This is a genomic window from Pseudoalteromonas sp. T1lg122, from assembly GCF_002964825.1.
GTDB lineage: Bacteria > Pseudomonadota > Gammaproteobacteria > Enterobacterales > Alteromonadaceae > Pseudoalteromonas > Pseudoalteromonas gelatinilytica.
Genome location: NZ_PQCG01000034.1, coordinates 564,854 through 585,914 on the forward strand (window position 1 = coordinate 564,854; position 21,061 = coordinate 585,914).

At 41.7% G+C, this 21,061-nt stretch carries 16 protein-coding genes; 11 read left to right on the forward strand and 5 right to left on the reverse strand.

Annotated elements, in window-relative coordinates; genetic code table 11:
- The first annotated feature begins 2 nt into the window (after positions 1 to 2).
- From C2M33_RS20825 to C2M33_RS20835, 3 genes are read left to right on the forward strand one after another with little or no spacing between them, the layout of a single operon-like run.
- Positions 3 to 554, forward strand: coding sequence for a YajG family lipoprotein (locus tag C2M33_RS20825; RefSeq protein WP_105175307.1), 552 nt, complete (start codon positions 3 to 5; stop codon positions 552 to 554).
- A 2-nt stretch (positions 555 to 556) separates the two neighbouring features.
- Positions 557 to 1,174: a peptidylprolyl isomerase gene (locus C2M33_RS20830; protein WP_063706285.1), complete on the forward strand. Its 618-nt coding sequence runs from the start codon at positions 557 to 559 to the stop codon at positions 1,172 to 1,174.
- 36 nt (positions 1,175 to 1,210) lie between these two features.
- Positions 1,211 to 2,590 carry an AmpG family muropeptide MFS transporter gene (locus C2M33_RS20835; protein ID WP_105175308.1) on the forward strand — a complete coding sequence of 460 codons (1,380 nt, stop codon included), beginning with the start codon at positions 1,211 to 1,213 and terminating at the stop codon, positions 2,588 to 2,590.
- 118 nt (positions 2,591 to 2,708) lie between these two features.
- Here C2M33_RS20835 and C2M33_RS20840 read toward each other — a convergent pair whose 3' ends face one another.
- Positions 2,709 to 2,948, reverse strand: coding sequence for a helix-turn-helix domain-containing protein (locus tag C2M33_RS20840; protein WP_054562310.1), 240 nt, complete (start codon positions 2,946 to 2,948; stop codon positions 2,709 to 2,711).
- Between the two features lie 311 nt (positions 2,949 to 3,259).
- Between C2M33_RS20840 and C2M33_RS21215 the strand changes: the two genes are divergently transcribed.
- The gene (locus tag C2M33_RS21215; protein WP_165385093.1) at positions 3,260 to 3,433 is read left to right on the forward strand and encodes a hypothetical protein; all 174 of its coding nucleotides are present in this window, start codon (positions 3,260 to 3,262) and stop codon (positions 3,431 to 3,433) included.
- Between the two features lie 39 nt (positions 3,434 to 3,472).
- Here the strand turns inward: C2M33_RS21215 and C2M33_RS20845 are convergent, their stop codons facing one another.
- The 3 genes from C2M33_RS20845 to erpA all read right to left on the reverse strand — a co-directional run bounded on the left by C2M33_RS20845 (position 3,473) and on the right by erpA (position 8,084).
- The gene (locus tag C2M33_RS20845; RefSeq protein ID WP_063706281.1) at positions 3,473 to 6,547 is read right to left on the reverse strand and encodes an efflux RND transporter permease subunit; all 3,075 of its coding nucleotides are present in this window, start codon (positions 6,545 to 6,547) and stop codon (positions 3,473 to 3,475) included.
- 2 nt (positions 6,548 to 6,549) lie between these two features.
- Positions 6,550 to 7,641 (reverse strand): efflux RND transporter periplasmic adaptor subunit, encoded by a 1,092-nt coding sequence (locus tag C2M33_RS20850; protein WP_063706279.1) that lies wholly within the window; start codon positions 7,639 to 7,641, stop codon positions 6,550 to 6,552.
- A 104-nt stretch (positions 7,642 to 7,745) separates the two neighbouring features.
- Positions 7,746 to 8,084 carry an iron-sulfur cluster insertion protein ErpA gene (gene erpA / locus C2M33_RS20855; RefSeq protein WP_036966451.1) on the reverse strand — a complete coding sequence of 113 codons (339 nt, stop codon included), beginning with the start codon at positions 8,082 to 8,084 and terminating at the stop codon, positions 7,746 to 7,748.
- Positions 8,085 to 8,263: 179 nt separating this feature from the next.
- Here erpA and C2M33_RS20860 point away from each other — a divergent pair, with 179 nt between their 5' ends.
- The 7 genes from C2M33_RS20860 to C2M33_RS20890 all read left to right on the forward strand — a co-directional run bounded on the left by C2M33_RS20860 (position 8,264) and on the right by C2M33_RS20890 (position 18,707).
- Positions 8,264 to 10,639, forward strand: coding sequence for a diguanylate cyclase domain-containing protein (locus C2M33_RS20860; RefSeq protein ID WP_105175309.1), 2,376 nt, complete (start codon positions 8,264 to 8,266; stop codon positions 10,637 to 10,639).
- A gap of 71 nt (positions 10,640 to 10,710) precedes the next feature.
- Positions 10,711 to 12,042, forward strand: coding sequence for a transporter substrate-binding domain-containing protein (locus C2M33_RS20865; RefSeq protein WP_105175310.1), 1,332 nt, complete (start codon positions 10,711 to 10,713; stop codon positions 12,040 to 12,042).
- 99 nt (positions 12,043 to 12,141) lie between these two features.
- Complete coding sequence (locus C2M33_RS20870; protein WP_105175311.1) at positions 12,142 to 13,824, forward strand: chloride channel protein; 1,683 nt, start codon at positions 12,142 to 12,144, stop codon at positions 13,822 to 13,824.
- Between the two features lie 20 nt (positions 13,825 to 13,844).
- On the forward strand, positions 13,845 to 14,279 hold the full coding sequence (locus tag C2M33_RS20875) for a CopD family protein (protein WP_063706273.1): 435 nt from the start codon (positions 13,845 to 13,847) through the stop codon (positions 14,277 to 14,279).
- A 104-nt stretch (positions 14,280 to 14,383) separates the two neighbouring features.
- On the forward strand, positions 14,384 to 15,400 hold the full coding sequence (locus C2M33_RS20880) for an aspartate carbamoyltransferase (protein ID WP_063706271.1): 1,017 nt from the start codon (positions 14,384 to 14,386) through the stop codon (positions 15,398 to 15,400).
- A 72-nt stretch (positions 15,401 to 15,472) separates the two neighbouring features.
- Positions 15,473 to 16,753: a glutamate-1-semialdehyde 2,1-aminomutase gene (gene hemL / locus C2M33_RS20885; RefSeq protein WP_063706269.1), complete on the forward strand. Its 1,281-nt coding sequence runs from the start codon at positions 15,473 to 15,475 to the stop codon at positions 16,751 to 16,753.
- A gap of 298 nt (positions 16,754 to 17,051) precedes the next feature.
- Complete coding sequence (locus C2M33_RS20890) at positions 17,052 to 18,707, forward strand: methyl-accepting chemotaxis protein (RefSeq protein ID WP_158685615.1); 1,656 nt, start codon at positions 17,052 to 17,054, stop codon at positions 18,705 to 18,707.
- On the opposite strand, the gene mrcB is transcribed toward C2M33_RS20890, so the two are convergent.
- Entirely contained in the window at positions 18,691 to 21,015 is a 2,325-nt protein-coding gene (mrcB, locus tag C2M33_RS20895; RefSeq protein ID WP_105175313.1) for a penicillin-binding protein 1B, read from the reverse strand. The two genes, C2M33_RS20890 and mrcB, sit on opposite strands and share 17 nt — an antisense overlap.
- Positions 21,016 to 21,061: the final 46 nt, after the last annotated feature.

Genomic DNA, 21,061 nt, shown 5'->3' on the forward strand with positions numbered 1-21,061 from the left:
AAATGAAAAAACTACTACCTTTATGTGCGGTACTTGCGCTTGCGGCGTGTAGCAACCAACCAAATCAATTAATATTGAATCCGGTTTATCAAGGCGGGAAAATTTCAAATCTTAGTACCAGTGTAAGTACTAGCGTAATTGATTTACGTGGCGACAATGTAACTCTGAAAATCATTGAATCAGATAAAACTAAAACGCTTGCCAGCCCTGGAATTACTGACTCTGTGAAAAGTGCCTTAGACAGTGCGTTAAGCCGTAATGGTGCAAATATATCTAACCTTGCCACAACGCGATTTGAATTAGATATTCACCAGTTGCAAGCTGTGGTTACTGAAAAAATGATGACACATACAAGCGATGCAACGATTGAGTTAGGCTTAAGAGTGATCAGAAACTCAAGCACTTTCAGCAAAGTATACCGAGGTAATGCCAACCTTGAAGGGCCACTTAGTCATGACCGTGCAAAAATAGAAGGTCAGCTGAATAAGTTGACTGAGCAAATAATTACCCGCATTGTATCTGACCCAGAATTAATCGCCTATTTAGAAGGTTAACTATGAAGCGTATTTTTTTACTCAGTTTTATTTTGCTTTTTGCTCACAGTTCATTCGCAGCGACAGAGGGTAAATTCATTCAAAAAGATAACATGTTTCCTCGCGTAGAAATTGTCACGACCCTTGGCAGTATTGTGGTCGAAATGGATCGTTCGCGCGCACCTATCACAGTAAATAACTTTTTGACTTACGTTGCTGATGGTAGCTATCAAGGTAGTGTGTTTCACCGTGTTGAACGTGATGAAGACAACGAGCGTGACTTTGTTATTCAAGGCGGTGGTTACGATAAAGACTATGATGGTCTACATGAAAACGACCCGATTTTTAATGAAAGTGGTAACGGTTTAAAAAATGATATGTATAGCATCGCTATGGCATACCAAGACCGCAAACCACACTCGGGTACACGTCAGTTTTTTTTCAACATGGACGACAACGACCATCTTAACCCTGGTCGAGATTGGGGTTTTGCTGTATTCGGTATGGTAATGGATGGCTACGAGACATTAGACAAAATAATGCGTGTAGAAACTGCATTCAACGAAAAAATTGGTTACAGCTTCGTACCCAAAGATCCTGTTGTTATCTTAAACGTAAAAGTGCTTGACGCTAATAAATAATAAATAGGGGCGCATGCCCCTAAAACTGGCAACACTATGACAAAAACCCTTTCTATTTCAGAGTATTTCTCGTACTTCAAAGATAAACGTTTAATCAATATATTTATCTTTGGTATCAGCAGCGGCTTTCCTTGGGTATTGATTGGCTCTGTTATGTCGGCTTGGCTAAAAGATGAAGGGCTAAGCCGCAGCATGATAGGGTTATTTGGCATCGTGTTTGGCGCGTATAGCATTAACTTTTTATGGTCACCGCTTGTTGACCGTGTAAAGTTACCTGTTTTGTTTAACTGGCTTGGCCAGCGCCGTAGCTGGATTTTACTTTGTCAGTCAGTTATTTTTATTGGCACCTTTTCACTTGCAGGGCTCGATATTAAAGCTAACCTCTGGTTTGCTGCCGCGCTGTGTTTAGTTATTGCAATCGCTTCTGCGACTCAAGATATTGCTATTGATGCATTTCGTATTGATACTTTGGCCGAAAATGAAAGCCATAAAGCCACCGCAGCGGCTGCAATGGCCACCTCCGGTTGGTGGAGCGGCTACGCCCTATTGGGTGCCCTGCCATTTTATATGGCTGACATTCCTTCCATTGATTGGCCGCAAGTTTACTTTTTCTTATATGTAGTGATGCTGCTATTAATGAGCAGCGTATTTTGGGCAAAAGAGCCCGAATCAAATCGCGATGCTGTACAAGCAGAGCTTGAGCAAACCTATCAACAAAAGCTGGCTGGAAGTACGCAGACTCGCTTTGCTAAAGTTATTGCTTGGCTTGCTGTGACCGTTTTTGACCCTTTCAGAACCTTCTTCGCCCGCAATGGCGTAAAAACAGCATTAGCTTTATTAGCCTTTATTTTCTTATTTAAAATCGGTGAAGCGTTTTTAGGGCGAATGTCTATCGTGTTTTATAAAGAAGTGGGCTTTTCAAATAGCGATATTGCGACCTTCTCCAAAGTGGGTACTGCAGTACTCACCATTGCTTTTACTTTTCTAGGAAGCTTATTCAATCAACGCTATGGTATTGTTAAAGGCTTATTTATTAGTGGTATTGCGATGGCAGCCTCAAACTTAGCCTTTGCTTGGATTGCGATTGCAGGTCCTAAACTAAGCTTGTACGCGTTTGCTATTATCGTTGATGGTTTTACTCAAGCTTGGTCACTGGTTGCCATGGTGGCGTTTATATCAATGCTATGCGACAGAGCATTTAGTGCAACCCACTATGCGCTACTTGCTTCGTTAGGTAATTTAGGTAGGACGTTACTTTCAAGCTACAGCGGCGTCGTTATTGATGACTGGTTGGGGGGAAACTGGGCGATGTTCTTTGTACTAACTGCATTGATGGTGATCCCATCACTGGTATTTTTATTCTTAATTCGCCATAAGCTTTATGCGTTAGAAAACAACTATCATCAAAATAATTAACAAATTTGATACGTATGTGATTAAAGTGAGGAAAATGCAAGGGAGGGACTTTAAATAGCGCTTCCTTGCACTATTTGTATTACTTTAAAAGCGGCGTTTCACTTTTAGTAATGAATAATTAAGCGTCTTTAAGTAAGTTAAGACCTTCGTATGGGTCAACTTCTAAAGCATCGCAATAACGCATGAATTCAATTACATCTAAACGACGTTCTTGGTTTTCAATTTTACCAATGAAAGAATGTGGCGTACCTAAAACCTGTGCAAGGCTACGCATTGTGTGACCTTTTTCATGACGCTTAGTTTTAAGCCATTTCGTTAATTTCGAGTTTTCTTCAGAAGAAACTGTTTTACCCATCATAAAATACATCTCCTACTAGATGATTCAAGTTAATAATTTAAGAGTGAAATTTGCCCGTCTCACTCTTGGACACATTATATACTAATAATTTTCAGTTTGAATGATTAATTATACAAATGTCCACCTTTTAGGTATGGACCGTTTTAGTATACAAGTCTAAGTGTAGCTAAAATTAAAGCATGTGCTCTATAGTTAACTGGTTAACTGTACCAAAAAATTGATCAATTGGAAGTCTAACAAGATGAAAGTATCACTTTAAAATCTGCATATTTATGCTTAAAGTGTATGTAAATACTGAAAAAGGTTAAGAAATGTTTCGTATATTATTTTTGTTGCCAATTGTACTATGTGTCGCATGGTACCTATTTTTAAAACAAAATCGTGTACCAATTAAGCAAGGCAAGAAAGGGTTTGTGTATATTTTAATCGCCTCTGCGTTAGTTTTAGGCTTCTTTTTACTGATGATTAAAGTGACCCAACACTAGGGTCACTCATTTTTAATTAATCAGTAACGAATTTACCGATTACCGACGACGGTCTCGCAGCATTAACAAACAAGGCGTAAGTACCAGTGTTAATACTGTGGCAAATGTTAAACCACCCGCAACGGCTGTTGCCAATTGCACCCACCACTGAGTAGATGGCGCACCAAAATCAATATGACGGTTAAATAAGTCAATATTCACTTGCAGTACCATCGGCATTAATCCCAAAATGGTGGTCACAGTCGTTAACAATACTGGCCTTAAACGCTGAGCACCAGTTCGTAAAATCGCATCTTTTGCTGCCAGACCTTGGTTACGTAAAACATTATAAGTATCAATCAGTACTATATTGTTATTAACCACAATACCGGCAAGCGAGATAACCCCAATACCCGACATCACGATACCAAACGGTTGCTGTAATACGATTAAGCCCAAGAATACACCCACAGTTGAAAACAGCACGGCACTTAAAATCAAAAATGCCTGATAGAAGCTATTAAATTGTGTCACCAAAATGATACCCATCACAAACAGAGCAACCACAAAAGCCTGTTCAAGGAAGGCTTCTGATTCATCTTGATCTTCGGTTTCACCGCGCACTTTAATTTTCACGCGCGGGTCTAACCCTTGCTCTTCTAACTGCGCTTGTAAGCGCGGCAACGCTTTGGCAAGTTGTTCACCCGGCTTCATGTCTGCATTAACGGTTACAACGCGCTGAGAATCAACACGGCGGATAGTATCCACTTTAGGAGCTGCTTGGCGCTCAACAAAATGACTAATTGGCACTTGTCCGTGTATGGTTTTTACACGTAACGTTTCAAGACGCCCTAAATCTCGCTTGTCATGAGGAAAGCGTACGCGAATATCAATCTCGTCATCAACATCATCGGGGCGGTATTCCCCTAGTTTTAAACCATTAGTAATAAGCTGAACATTCGCCCCTAGCATACTGGCATCCGCACCAAAACGAGCCGCATCCGAACGATTCAATTTAAGTTGCCACTCAATGCCCGGTTTTGAAGCACTATCATCAACATTTCGAAACGCGCCATCATTTTCGATGGCTTGCCTTACTCGCTTTGCTTCACTATTAAGCACATCAACAAACCGAGAGCTCAGCTCAATACTTAGCGCTTTACCACCACCGGGGCCATTTTCATCTTTACGAAGTTCAATTTCGACACCGGCATAACTTGCCGTGATTTCGTTAACTTGGCTGATTATATCTTCGGCAGGTGGACGCTCATCCCAGTCTTTTAGATTCATTCTAAACGTGCCTACCTGATCTTTACCGCCAGTACGAGCATACAAAGTTTTAATACCTTCCACTTTTAAAATGCGTGACTCAATGTCTTTCATAATCACGTCTTTTTCAAATATAGATAAGTCACTGTAAGAACGTACTTTGATATTAACGCCATTTGGCTCAACATCAGGAAAGAACTCAACGCCTAGCTTAGAGACAGCAAATGCAAAGAATACCAAAATAGAAAACACGATTGCAGCAGCTAGGCTCCACCAAGGGCGCTCTGTTGCATAATCAAGCACTCGAATATAACGCCCAAGCATCCCTTTGATTTGCGTTAAATCGCCGGACTCTGCTAACTCTAAATCCTGTTTTTGCTGTTCAGAGAGCGGCCGTGACTTTCCTATTAATCCACCAATAGTTGGCACAAACACCAATGCCATAAGTAATGACGCAGACAAGGTGGCAATAAGCGTAATCGGCAAGTATTTCATAAACTCGCCCATCATTCCCGGCCAAAATATCAATGGTGCAAAGGCCGCTAATGTCGTTGCCGTAGAAGCGATGATTGGCCACGCCATGCGCTCAGCAGCCAATTTATAAGCAGCCTTGCGTGGTTTGCCTTCACTCATTGCTCTATCTGCAAACTCACTAACAACAATTGCGCCATCCACCAGCATACCGACAGCCATGATGAGTGCAAAAAGCACCACGATATTCACCGTTAAACCAAACACAGAGATCACTAAAATCCCGGTTAAGAATGAGCCCGGAATGGCAATCCCCACTAAGAAGGCGGTGCGCGCGCCAAGTACCGCCACAATAACGATAACCACCAACAATACAGCAGACAGCACATTATTTTGCAGATCAGAGAGCATCATTTTCACGTCTTTTGACATGTCGCCGGTGTAATCAACTCGTATATGATCAGGCCAAATTTTCTTGGCCTCATTCACCACTTTTTTAACTTGATCGACCGTATCAATAATATTTTCGCCAGCACGTTTTTTTACTTCCAGCGAAACCGCGTGGCGGCCATTAATACGTGCGATTGAGGTTGGGTCTTTATACGCTCGACGAATTTTTGCTACGTCCATAAAACGCACCACCCTATCACCAACGACTTTCACGGGTTGCTCCATCACATCTTGAATTGTCTCAAATACCGATGGGATTTTTACAGCAAAGCGTCCTTTACCAGTATCGAGTGTCCCTGCAGCAACTAAGCGGTTGTTATTTGATAGCAGTTGAATGATGTCACTCGGTTCAAGACCATAAGAAATCATCGCAAGTGGATCGACCTCAATTTCGACCATATCTTCGCGGTCACCACCTACATCAACTTCTAATACGCTAGAAATGCTTTCTAGTTCATCTTTAAGATTACGGGCAAGAGTGAGTAAACCTCGCTCTGGCGCATCACCTGACAAGGTTAATGTAATGGTTGGCTGCTCATCTTCCATCAAGATTTCATGAACTTCTGGCTCTTCTGATTCAGAAGGCAGTTTTGCCTTAGCTAAACTAACTTTATCTCGTACATCAGCTAAGGCTTCTTTAGGATCCATACCCGCGATAAACTCAAGGGTCACAGAGGCATGCCCTTCACTTGCCACCGCTGACATTTCTTTTACGCCTTCAATCGAGCGGAGCTCAATCTCCATTGGCCTAACTAATAGCCGCTCAGCATCTTCAGGGGAAATACCGTCATGAATAATCGACACATAAATAAAAGGAATGGTGACATCAGGATTCGCTTCTTTAGGGATGGTTTGATATGTCACCCAGCCCGAGATCAGCAACAAGATGAAAATAGATAAAACTGTACGCGTGTGAGTCAACGACGCTTCGATTAAGTTTTTCATACCTAGTTGCTCGTAGCTTCAGTAAATACAGGCTCTACTTTATCACCGGCACGCACAAAGCCTTGACCGAGGGTAATAACATTCGCTTTCTCACCTAAGCCCCAAAGCCAAACGCCCTGCTCTGTGGTTTTTGCAAGACTTACTGATTTAAACTCAACAATATTGTCGTCATTAACGACTTTTACCCCGATATTCCCTTGTTCGTCTAGCGCCATAAAAGCCGGGCTTAATAACATGGCAGGTTCAGTTGGCAACTCAATATTAAGCTGAGTAGAAAAGCCTGCTTTATATTTCATACCTGGGTTTTCAAATGCCGCTTCAATACGAAATGTATTCGTGCTGTCATCCGCAACAGATGCAATGTAACGAATTCGACCCGGATAGGTTTTGTCATTTAGCACATGAGCAAAGGTAGCTTGCCCAACCTCTAAGCCTTGCACTTCTTTTTGAGTCGCATCGGCTCTGACAATTAAAGGGTCTAAATCAGCGAGCTGTAAAATAGGGTCGCCTATGCCAACATAATCACCAATTTCGACTAAACGTTTGTTGATAACGCCATCAAAAGCAGCACGTACTTCAGTGCGCTCTAGCTTTAATTCAAGGCTTACCAAAGTTGCTTTTGCTTGTTGCAACATAGCTTGTGCTTGCATGGTCAATACTTTGTTTTGTAAACCTTGCTGATTAAGTTTAAGCGCGCCTTCGTATTCAGTTTGATACTGTGCAACTAAGGCTTCTGCTGATGTGATTTGAGCGGCTAAATCAGATTTATCGAGGCGTAAAATAACCTGTTCTTGTTTAACAAACTGACCTTCTTCAACCAATATTTCGAGTACTTGTCCTGCTTGTCTGGCACTGATATTCGCAATTTTGTCAGGCTCTGATTTACCATAAAAGGTCAGGTTTTTATTAATATTCTTAGCAACCAACGGCATCACTTGAACTTTAGGTAATCGCTCTTGGGCATGCTCATCACTTTGCTGTGCTTTTTGATCTGCTTTGCTATCCCCAGATAGCATCCACAGTACAATCACCAAAACAATGGCAATGGCTAAAATATAAGGTTTTTTTTCGATTGTTTTAATTATATTTGGCAACGCAAAATTCCTTCTGATAATGCGTAAAATTTAGCAAAGGCGGGATGTTATGGGAAGTTAAAGCAATAAAAAAGCCACATTAAGTGGCTTTCATAAATAATTCATTAAACGCTGAAGCTGGCTCCGCAACCACAGGTTGTTGTTGCATTCGGGTTATTAACAAAAAAGCGTGCGCCTTCGAGCCCTTCAGTATAGTCAACGGTACCATCGACCAAGTACTGAATACTCATAGGGTCAACAACGAGCGTTACACCATTTTTAACAATTTCTAAATCGCCAGGGTTAGCTTTTTCATCAAAAGTAAAACCATATTGGAAACCTGAGCAACCACCACCTGTTACATAAACACGTAGTTTAAGATCTGGATTCTCTTCTTCTTCGATTAACTGTTTAACTCGAACAGCTGCTGCATCGCTGAACTTGATTGGTAACTCATCTGACATACCAAAACCCTCAAAACCTATAATGGTTGCAATTATCTAATACCCGAGTGTTTTAATCAAGTATCGACAACGAGTCAACTCAATTATAAACAAGCGAACTGGATAACCCATTTGCCTTGGACTAAAGTTAATTTGTACTACATTTAGACTGGCTGATTTTGCACTGAGGGAAGATAATTGTGATAGAGCATTTCAGGCTGCATTTTATAACTGATCAATTAAGCAGTGCGCAGGTCATTCCGGCTGAATACGATTTACTCCTTGTGTTTGCTTCTATTCTTACAGCCGTATTTGCTTCGTATATTTCTTTTTTATTATCAGCTCGCATCAAACACTCCTATCTAAAAAATGAAAGTCAGATCTGGACCATCATGGCGTCGTGTTTTTTAGGTATAGGTATTTGGGGTATGCATTTTGTTGGCATGCTTGCCTACAACTTACCCATCCCGATTGAATACAACATTAGCATTACCTTGATATCAATTTTGCCAAGTGTCTTTGCCAGTTACATCGTCCTATCACCAGCACTACAAACCGACAAAGGGCTACTTTTTAGAAGTGTGCTAATGGGCGCTGGCATTGGCTCGATGCACTTTGTTGGCATGATGGCGATGGTTATGCCTGCCAATATGGCTTATGAGCCTTGGTTATTCTCGTTATCGATTATAGTAGCGGTTGTGTTGTCAGGCCTTGCATTAAAAATTAACGAACTAAGACTTGCCAAAGGGGTTCATCAAACACGGATGAATCTAGTTGTTGCCTTGGTAATGGGCAGTGCAATTTCAGGAATGCATTACATCGGTATGATTTCGATGTCGGTTTTTGAAACTGAATACACCACCTATGTTACAACTCACGACTACTCGACGTTAGCACAACTTATTATCATTATACTGGTGGCATTAAGCCTGTTTGTATTGGGTGTTGTTGAGCTCAGAGCAAGGAGCTTATTATCAGCGAAATTAAAAGCTGTACTAAATACCGTACAAGATGTGGTTATTAGCTTTAATAATGAAGGAAAAATTGAATTTGCAAACCCCGCTGCAATCCATGTATTTGGTTATCAGCCGCATGATTTAATAGGCAAGCATATTCGTACCCTGATCCCTGAAAAATCGTTAGAACTGGATGAGATTCTTCGAGACTCACAGCTTAGCAAAAGGACGGCAGGAAAAAGTAGCAGTCGACTATTGAAAGGACAGCGAGCGAATAAAAAACGATTTCCTATTACGTTAACCATCAGCTCTATTGGTAAAAAAGAGTCAGGACCTTATGTGGCGACGATAAAAGATTTGTCTGATATTCGAAACCAAGAGGCCTTTACGCAAACCATTTTCGATAATTTACCCATCATGTTGTTTGTTAAAGATGCTGAGCATTTAACATTTAGCCATGTCAACAAAGCCGGCGAACAATTACTTGGCAAAAATAAAGACCAACTTATTGGGCTCAATGACTTTGATATTTTCAGTAATGAGCAAGCAGTGAGCTTCGTGCAAACTGACCGCGATGTATTGAAAAGTGATGAGACCCTTACTATAGAGGAAAAGCCAGTTACTATTGATGGCAATACCCATTACTTAAGAACACGAAAACTCACCATTAAAGACAGTAATGGTAAAACGCAGTATTTATTGGACGTTTCTGAAGATGTCACTGAACTAAAACAAGCTAAAACCGAGCTTGAAAACTTACACCAACGCATGGCCATGGCCGCTGATGCGGCCCATATTGGTATTTGGGAGTGGAACTTTGAAACCAATGAACTGATTTGGGATGACTGGATGCACACTTTATTTGAAATTCCAAAATCAGAATTTAAAGGGGACTATTCAGCTTGGGCAAATAGCTTGCACCCAGATGAATATGAAGACGTGACAAACAAGCTAAAACTCGCAATTTTAAATGGCGAAGAGTTCCATGCAGAGTTTCAAATTGTTTTACCTTCTGGCAAAACCCGCTATATCAACGCCGATGGACGAATATACGGCAATAGTATGATTGGCGTTAATTTCGATATCACGAAACGTGTTATGGCAGAGAAAAAAATTAGGCAATTAGCGCAAACAGATCACCTAACAGGTTTAGCGAATCGCAGTGCCCTTGAGCGATTTATCAAGCAAGAATTTGCGCGGGTGGAACGAACAGGCTCTAAAGTTGGCTGCCTGTATTTTGACCTTGATAAATTTAAGCCAATTAACGATACCCACGGTCATGCCACAGGAGACAAAGTACTGGTAGAGGTTGCTAAACGTCTGCAAGACACCGCTCGCAAGACCGATTGCGTTGCACGCATTGGTGGTGATGAGTTCGTGGTTATTGTGACCGACATAGAGAACCAAGTACAAATAAACCGTGCACTATCACGTTTGATCTGCGCAATTAAGGCGCCGATAAAATCAGAGTGTGGTGACTTGCTCGTTGAGGCAAGTGTTGGCTTTGCCCTTTACCCCGACGATGCCCAATCATTTGATGAGTTGCTAAGCATGGCCGATAAACGTATGTATGACCAAAAACATCACTGCTTTAGCTGTAATGTTATTAGCTGTAAATAAGCAAAGAAAAAATGCTATTAAGTTTAAATTAGACGTATACTTATTAAACAATTAATAATAATTCTGTTTCCATGCTTACTCGAATTTTTCCTCTTATCGTACTTGTTTTCAGCTCATTTGCAGCTGCCGATTCTTCGTATCAAGAAACATGGAAAATTACCTCTTTAGAAGCCCCTCCTTATGCAAGTAGTACAATGGCAAATGGCGGCGATGCCATTGCATTATTAAGAGATACGCTTGCTAAAAAATCGATAAACCTTGAGGTTGAATATTTACCTTGGCAAGATGCAATAAAAAAAGCCCAGTTAACTGGCTACCTAGGCTATTACCCTGCTTGGCCCTCTGAAATGATGCCCGGATTTGTTGCCTCACCCACTATTTTAAATTCTCAATTAGCCGTCATTACCACGCAATCTAATCCACAAGATTTTGAAAATATTGAGCAGCTTTTTAGTGAAAATAAAGTCGGCGTTGTTGAGCCTTATATCTATCCAGATGTGGTTGAAAAAGTGATTCAATCCTATGCAGGTAGCATAGTACAAACAGCAAACGATGAAGAACTATTCCACTTGATGCAAACTAAGCAGATTAATTTTGCGATTACTGCACCAAAAGTACTTAACTATTTTGCTGAGCAGCAAAACCTACCAGAGCCCAAAATAGTGAGTCAATTTACCGACTTCCCATTAGTGATTGGCATACGTAATGACGCTGAAAACAAAGCTAAAATTGCCTTACTGAATGATTTATTTGCCGCTAAACAATCTTTAGTGCAAAACTACTCTCGACCAAATAAGTTGTTACTAACCTATATAGACATACCGCGAATAGCCCCTTTTAAAGCGTTTATTGAACAGGTTTATAATGATTTAAATATCAAAACTCAAATGCAAGCAACGCCATCCCGCAGAGGTGTGTTATTACTTAATGCAGGCATTGTTGATGGCGATATCGTGCGTTCAAAAAGCAACCTTAAAAAGTTCGAGAATGTTATTGTCGTAGAACCAAGCCTTGGTATTATCAACTTGGTGCTCCTATGTAGAAAATCGCTGCCATGCGATCGGGATAATTTATACGACCCTCGCAATCGGGTTATGAGTTCGATTGGTGATGTCGAAATCCTCAACGAATTTGATATAAAAGCTGAGATCATGCACAACGAAGACTTAAGTCACACGCTTACCATGCTAAAAAAAGGCCGTGTTGATTTCGCTCTCTACCCTGCGCTCAATAATGATATCAATACCTATAAAAAAGACTTCTCTGTGGTTGTATTAAGGCAAATGGCTGTTAATACCATTATTCATAAAAAACACGCCCCGCTTGTAGATGAATTATCCAACGCCATTCGTGCTCGCTTACCTGAATTAACACAGCAAATTAATCAACACGGCACAGATTAGCTATATTTACCCAAAAAGCGGATAAAATTATAAAATCCCAACGACTTAGTGAATTTGATTTGCTAAACTGCGGCTCAAAAGTGCTGTGAGGAAATATGCATGTGGCTTGAGAGACTGAGACGTCGCCTAGCAAAGCCTAAAACATCTGTGCAATTGTGCTTACTTGGTGTAAGTGCAGGACTAATTGCGGCAGTGTTAATCATATTCTTCCGCCTTACCATCATGTTTTTTCAAAGCTTATTTTTAGATAAGCCTGATGACTTCACAACATTACCGACCTTTGAGCGAATATTACTTCCAGTTGGTGCAGCGCTGTTAATTGCCTTATTTGCGGCGCTTACAGGATTTAAACATTATCGTTTGGGTATTCCGTTTGTAATCCACCGCATTAAAAAACACTATGGCCATATGCCGCTTTACAACACGGTAAACCAATTTGTCGGTGGTGCATTAGCCCTTATTAGTGGTTTTTCGGTCGGTCGAGAAGGCCCATCAGTACACATGGGTGCAACAGGTGCCAGTTTATTGGCCGATAAGTTACATCTTCCACACAATGCCATGCGTACCCTCACTGGATGCGGTGTGGCAGCCGGGATTGCGGCTTCATTTAACACCCCACTTGCTGCCGTTATTTTTGTAATGGAGGTAGTGCTCAGGGAATATAAAGTGCATATTTTCGTGCCCATTATGCTCGCTGCGGTTACCGGTGCATTAGCAACTCAATTTGTATTTGGTGATGCTTCAGAGCTTGCCCTTATAACCATGAATCCATTGAGTGGCTGGCATTACCCATTTTTAATCATATTTGGTATGGCACTTGGTGCTGTTGCTTATGCATTTAACCAAAACTTGATGCTTATAATCCGCACCTTTAAACCGCTAAGTATGTTCCCTCGTCTATTGCTGGCAGGTTTAATCGCGGGCTTAATTGCTTATATGGTTCCCCATGCGATGGGCTCGGGTATGAGCGCTATCACTATTGCCATTGAATCACCAGATGATGTGCAGTTTTTAACAACCATTTTGATTGCCAAATTACTCGCCACCTTATTTGCTATTGGCTTGGGTATCCCTGGCGGGATTATCGGCCCAGTCATTGGGCTTGGGGTATTAATGGGCACCTTAATGGCCTTTTTCGCGCAGTTTATTAGTCCGGGCGTTGATATCACAGGGACTTATAGCATGCTTGGCATGGCGGGATTATTGGCTGCCACATTGCACGCACCACTAGCAGCACTCACTACGGTTATGGAGTTAACCTCAAGCCCAGAGATTATTGTGCCAGCCATGTTGGTGATTTCAACGGCTTATGTCACGGCGTTGCAGTTTTTTGGTAACCGCTCTATTTTTATGCAACAACTCGATTTCCAAGGGCTTGAATATCAAATATCCCCTGCCACAGAAGCCTTACAAAAGGTAGGTGTGATGGATGAAATGGATGAACAGTTCAAACTACTCTACAGTGACGACAAACAACAAATCAAAGAATCGCTCGATGCCCTTGATAGCCAAACACCGCTTATTGTCCATGATGAAGAAAATGGCTATCGCCTTGCAGAATATGATTTAAGTTTGATGTCTGACCAAAACAGTAACATCAAATATGTCAGCCTTGCCGGTCTTAGCAGCCAGGCGACTTTAGCCGATGCTTTTGATTTACTTAAAGATAAACGCAGCGGTGCGGTGTATATTTACAACCTGCTTGATAACCAACAAATTATGGGTCTTTTGCGTTGGGACCAAATCAGACATATCCTTACCATACGCAACAGCTTGTTATAACAATTAAAATGGATGCTTAAATGACTGCGCTATTAGTTTATAAAACCTTCCACGTATTTTTTATGATTGCTTGGTTTGCCGGTATTTTTTACCTGCCACGACTGTTTGTTTACCACGCGATGAGCGAAGAAAAAGCCTGTAACTCAATGCTAAAAGTAATGGAGCGCCGTTTACTGTATTTTGTCACCCCGTTTGCCGTTTTAACACTGGTGTTTGGCGTTTTAACTATTGTTGAATATGGCCGTGATTGGTTTAGATACAGTATGTGGCTGCACTACAAACTCGTATTAGTAATTATTCTTTATATCTATCATGGCTACTGCTTTAAATTACTGGCTGATTTTAAGCATGATCGCAATAAACGCAGCGATCGTTTTTACCGTATTTTTAATGAAGTTCCGGTACTCATCCTTTTAGCTATAGTGGCACTGGCAATTATTAAACCTAACTTATAATTTGCTGCTGTGTACGCTAAAAATTTGCTATAGTACTGCGCAAATTTATGCGGCCTCCCATACCGAGTGCCAGCGCCCTATAAATGTGATTAGGAACAAACCCCATGCTAAGTTTCCAAGGTGAAAATATCCTGTCGGTCAATCAGCTTGATCGAGATTGTATTGAACGTATTTTTGCAGTTGCTAAGAAAATGGAGCCTTATGCTAAAAAGCAAAAGCGCACCAATGTTTTAGAGGGCGCAATTTTAGCGAACTTGTTCTTTGAACCAAGCACGCGTACTCGCGTAAGTTTTGGTACGGCATTTAACTTACTAGGTGGTTTAGTCCGCGAAACAACAGGCATGCAAAGCTCAGCGCTTGCAAAAGGTGAGTCTTTGTATGACACCGCTCGCGTTATCTCAGCGTATGCAGATGCAGTCGCAATGCGCCACCCTGACGCAGGCTCTGTTGCTGAGTTTGCCACCGGGTGTGACGTGCCAGTGATTAATGGCGGTGACGGCCCGAATGAGCACCCAACTCAAGCCTTACTTGACTTATTAACGATTGAACGTGAACTTGGCCGTTTCAACCAAGGTATCGACGGTATGCATATTGCCCTAGTGGGTGATTTAAAATATGGCCGTACTGTGCACTCTTTATCTAAATTACTGTGTCATTATAAAGACGTTAAATTCTCTATGGTGGCACCTGATGGCTTACAAATGCCAGACTACATTTTAGATGCCGTTGATAACGCAGGCCATAAAATTCAAGTTGTTGATAAAATGGAAGGCAATTTGGCGGCCGATATTGTGTATCAAACCCGTATCCAAGAAGAGCGCTTCCCTTCACAAGAAGAAGCTAACAAATACCGTGGTGGTTTCCGTATCAGTCAGGCTATTTACAACGCACACTGTAAGCCAAACTCTGTATTGATGCACCCACTCCCTCGTGACAGCCGTTTAGAGGCAAACGAGCTTGATAACGATTTAAATAGCAACGACAACCTAGCAATTTTCCGCCAAGTACAAAATGGCGTGTTAATTCGCATGGCGTTATTTGCTCTAACCTTAGATGTTGCCGACAAAGTTGAGCAATATGAAGTCGACGTGCCTTGGTTTAGCCGTAAACGTAATAGCTAACTTGCTTCGTTTGGGGCTCGTTGAGCCCTCGCAAACCAACTCATTTAACGTGACAACCCAATAGGACTATTCATGACAATTAGCCAAGATCTTTTTAATCGCGCGCAAGAATCAATCCCAGGCGGTGTAAACTCACCAGTTCGTGCCTTCAATGGCGTTGGCGGTACTCCTTTATTCATCACTAAAGCAGAAGGTCCTTTTACCTTTGATGCTGATGGTAACCGTTATATCGATTACGTTGGTTCATGGGGACCAATGATTATGGGTCATAACCACCCTGCTATCAAACAAGCGGTATTAGAAGCCGTTGAAAATGGCCTAAGCTATGGTGCGCCAACCGAAACTGAAATCTTAATGGCCGAAAAAGTAAAAGAGCTAGTACCATCTATCGAAAAAGTTCGTATGGTAAGCTCAGGGACTGAAGCTACAATGAGTGCGATTCGCTTAGCACGTGGTTTCACTGGCCGTGACAAAATCTTAAAGTTTGAAGGCTGTTACCACGGTCATGCTGACTCACTACTAGTAAAAGCAGGCTCAGGCGCACTGACTATGGGTGTACCTAACTCACCAGGTATTCCTGAAGATTTTGCTAAGCACACCTTAACTGTGTCGTTTAACAACCTTGATGAAGTAAAAGCAATTTTTGCAAAATACGCTGACGAAATCGCTTGTATCATCGTTGAGCCAGTTGCTGGCAACATGAACTGTATTCCACCTGTACCAGGCTTCTTAGAAGGTCTGCGTGAGGTGTGTGATGAATACAAATCTGTGCTTATTTTTGATGAAGTAATGACAGGTTTCCGTGTTGCCTTAGGTGGCGCACAAGCTTACTACAACATCAAACCAGACCTAACGTGTTTAGGTAAAGTAATCGGTGGCGGTATGCCAGTAGGTGCATTTGGCGGTAAGAAAGAAATCATGGATTTCATCGCACCTGTTGGCCCTGTTTATCAAGCGGGTACATTATCAGGCAACCCAATTGCCATGGCAGCAGGCTTAAAGTCACTTGAGCTATTATGTGCTGAAGGCCTACACGATGAACTAGAAGCTAAAAGTAAAGCTATTTGTGAAGGCTTTGAAGCCGCTGCGAAAAAAGCAGGCATTGCACTTACAACAAACTATGCAGGTGGTATGTACGGCTTCTTCTTTACTGATAAAGAAAAAGTAACTAGCTACCAACAAGCGACTGAGTGTGATTTAGAGCGCTTCAAAAAGTTCTTCCACTTAATGCTTGAAGAAGGTGTTTACCTAGCTCCTTCTGCGTTTGAAGCTGGCTTTGTGTGCGCTGAACACTCTGAAAAAGAGATCAACGACACCATTGCAGCTGCAGAGCGCGCATTCGCGAAGCTTTAATCCATTTATTTTTGAACAAAGCCCTCACATGAAAGTGTGAGGGCTTTTTTATTTGAATGAAAAATTCCTATTTATCGGTCTATCTAGTTTCGACTGACAATGTTTCGAGGCAACTGTGAATAGGCTAATTACACCTGCTGTTAATTTAATGGCGCAACTTAAGTACAAACACAAAATAACTTTACTATTTAGTTTATTGGTTTTCCCACTTTGTCTTAGCTTGTTTTTCTTAATAAGCCTTTTAAATCAAAATATTAAAATTTCACAACAACAGTACAAAGGAATTACGAGTTACCGTTTGCTGTTGACACATGTTGTCGATAACAATCAACAAGCAATGCAGAGCTCAGCGCAGCAACTTGGGTATTTAAAAAATGCTAACAATACTGGCAATATTCTGGAGCAAGTATCAATTGAGTCACAATTAGCAGTCAGTCAAAATTTAGCAATCAATTATTTAAATCGCACCCTTGTCACTCACTTACCTGACATAATCTATCACCTGAATGAAACCTATCAGAGCACTGACCAAGTACTAAAACAGGGCCAGTTCACACCTGCAAGTTTTATTACCTTATCCAATCAAATTAAAGCGCTACCGCAACTATCATCGCAATTTAAAGATGCGTTCACGATTGCAATTGAACAAGATAGTAACTTAAAAGAGCAGCTTTCCCCTGCTACTGAGGCACTCATTGAAAACATAACTCAGTTCTCACAACAGCTAACTCAAAAGCTGCTCGAGCCAGATACGATTGAATTGAGCCAAGCACAATTTTTGAGTTTAAAAACCAGCTTAAAAGAAAGTATTGAGCGCTATATAGCAACCACTGAACCCACTCTTATGCGCATCATCAGCGACAAGTTAAGCCAGCAGCAATTCATACTGTATCTAGTTATTGCAGCTGCTCTTTTGTCTTTGATGATTGCCAGTTACTTAATGCTTGGCTTTTATCGGCTCGTTGTTGATACATTAGATCTGTTTTCTAAAACGGCTAACCGCGCAGCACTGGGCGATATATCAGCACGCTTAAACGTAACAGGAAAAGATGAACTAACCACAATTGGTAAAGAATTTAATCATGTACTGGCATCATTTACTTTAATGGTGAATGAAGTTAGACACACAACAAATAGTGTCATAGCAACAACGAATAGCGTTACGAATCATTCTGAAAAAACGAATCAAGATGTACAAGTACAACAGCAAAGAGTTACCACGATTAGCCAATCGTTATCTGAAATGAATCAAGCAGCAGAGCATGTTGAAGTGTCAGCATCACAAGCCATTGAGTTAGCCTCGTCAGCCGCTAAGCAAGTGCAAAAAGGGGCAGATGAAAGTGCACACTTAGCCACACATATGAGTCTTTTACAGCAGGAGTTTAACGAGGGTCTTGCCGCTTTAGCTTTACTAGCGAAAGATAGCCAAGCGATTAGCAGCGTGAGTAATGGTATTAATGAAATTGCCGAGCAAACTAACCTACTTGCATTGAATGCAGCTATTGAAGCAGCTAGAGCCGGTGAGCAAGGCCGTGGCTTTGCCGTAGTCGCAGATGAGGTAAGAACACTTGCAAAACGCACTCAGCAGCAAACTCATGAGATCCATCAAATAATTAATTCGCTTCAGGGGGCAACAAAACTCACCCAAGATAAAATGCAAGCAAGTGTACAGAAGATGGAGCAAGGTTCACAAAGCGCTGAGCACACTAAAGATAACTTATTAGCTGTCGCAGCATCAATGTCTGATATTGGCTTGCAGGGAAAACAAATTGCAGTACAAGTCAGTCAGCAAGGCACTGCCATTCAAAACGCTTTACACCACGCTGAAGACGTCAGAGATCTTGCCAAAGGTACTGAGAAAAGTGCACTAATGGCAATGGATAGCGTACAAAATTTAGCTCAACTTTGTGTTGAGCTAAATAATTCAATGGCCAAGTTTAACGCTGACAATTAGGTCTAGGCTCAAACTCGCTTGCACGAATGGGGAGCTGCACCACTTTGCCACAACCCGGAGGCGCTTGCAGGCCGGTTTCTTCATTAATGAATGCCCAACGAATAGAAGCCGGACGAGTATCTGCTATGGCTTCAGGGTTGAGTGGTTTAAGGTAACGAATGTAAGCTTCTAGTGCGCCAACACTGCCAGTTAAACCTGTGCTCTTGTTATCGTCGCGGCCAATCCATGCAACGGTCACGGTGTTTTGGTCAAAACCGGCAAACCAGCTATCGCGTAATTCGTTACTAGTGCCTGTTTTACCAGCAAGCTGAATCGATGGGAAATGAGCATTTAGGCGTTTAGCCGTGCCATCTTTAGTCACGCGCTTCATTGCATACTTCGTCATGTAAATTGATGCATCATCAAAGCGTTTTTGTGAGCTGACATCATGCTTATAAAGCACTTTACCTACTGAGTCTGTAAGGGCTGAAATAGACGTTAATTCACGGTACTGACCATCTGCGGCAAGGGTTGTATAAAGCTGCGCTACTTCAAAGCTAGATAGCTCAAGTGCACCTAAAAGTAACGACGGGTATTGATCAATACGCCCTTCTACACCTAAACGCTTCAAGGTATCAGCGACTTTATCTACACCAACATCAAGACCCGTGTTAACCGCAGGAATATTAATACTGTTACTAAATGCTTTATAAAGAGGCATAGGGCCGCGGAACTGCTTGTCGAAGTTCTCAGGTTGCCACACTTTACCCTGCTCATTAGTCACTTGCAGCGGTGAGTCATCCACCAATGTGGCAACATTAAACTGACCACTTTCAAACGCAGTTAAATAAACCGCAGGCTTAACCAATGAGCCAATATTACGTTTGGTATCAAGCACACGGTTAAAACCAAAATAACGCACGTCACGGCCTGCAACTAACGCCGATACCCCACCCTTTTCAACGTTAACAGAGATCATCGCCGCCTCAAGTTCTTCGGTATTAGGGCGCTTTTCAAGGTATGGTAGGCTTGCTTCAACCGACTCTTCCATGGCCGTTTGCTTTTGTAAATCAAAATAGGTGAATACTCGAACCCCCGCATCCAACACTTGTTGATCGGGTAATAGACGTTTTAACTCACGGTCAACAAGCTCTAAGTAACCAGGATATGACTTTTGCAGGCTGTCTTTCATTGGTGCAATATCAATAGGGCGCTTTAATGCTGCGCGATATTCACGGGTATCAATTAGCTTATTTTCAACCATTAAACGTAGTACTAGATCACGGCGTTCCATTGCACGTTCACTATAACGACGCGGGTTGTAATATGAAGGACCTTTAACCATAGCCACTAATAGCGCAATTTGGTCGTATTCAAGCTCATCCACAGGCTTTGAAAAATAAAACTCAGCGGCAAGACCCATACCGTGAACACCTTGATTGTAAGACTGACCCAAATACACTTCATTCAGATAGGCTTCTAAAATTTCATCTTTGCTGTAGCGGTAATCTAATATCAAGGCGATAAGCGCTTCATTAAACTTACGCACCAGTGAACGCTCACGGGTAAGGTATATATTCTTTGCTAATTGCTGGGTTAATGTACTGCCCCCTTGCACTGTACGTCCGGCTTTAATATTACTGTATAAAGCACGCATAATTGACCACACAGATACACCATGGTGTTGATAGAAATTACGATCTTCAACCACCAGTAAAGTGTCCTTTAGCATCGGCGGAAATTTATCAAGCGGCACAAACTCGCGGTCTTGCTTTGAGTCATTACCAATACGAGCTATTTGAACAGGCTCTAATCGAGCATTACTTAAACGACGGCCAAATTTATCTTTGATGGTTGCTAATTTCTGCCCTGAAAAACGCAGCTCAATAACGTGTGCATCCTCAAGGCCATCATAAAACTCAAATTCACGACGGTACACTTTAATACTGTTAGCAGATTTAACATACTGACCTGTTCGGCTTAGCTTATTTACAGATGAGTAATTTAAACGGTTTAGCTCCCAAATGACCTCTTGCTGAGATAAATACTGCCCAGGATAAAAGCTCATTGCACGGGCATATACTTGTGCGGGTAACTGCCATTTGTTGCCTTCAAATTGGCGAGTAATTTTTGCATCCAAATAAATAAGATACAGCACCATGGCAATAATGACTGCCATCGTTAATTTCCAAAAAATTGACCAAAGTTTTCGTAGCACGCCCGCTTTCGCTGGTGCTTGCGATGAGCTTGAACGTTTAGCGGTAGTATTTTTTGACGACGCCTTCGGTTTACTAGACGACTTTTTTGCAGGAGTTTTTTTATCAGCCATTGAGTTCGCTATAGGTCAGTTAATTTTACAGGATTACACCGTGAAT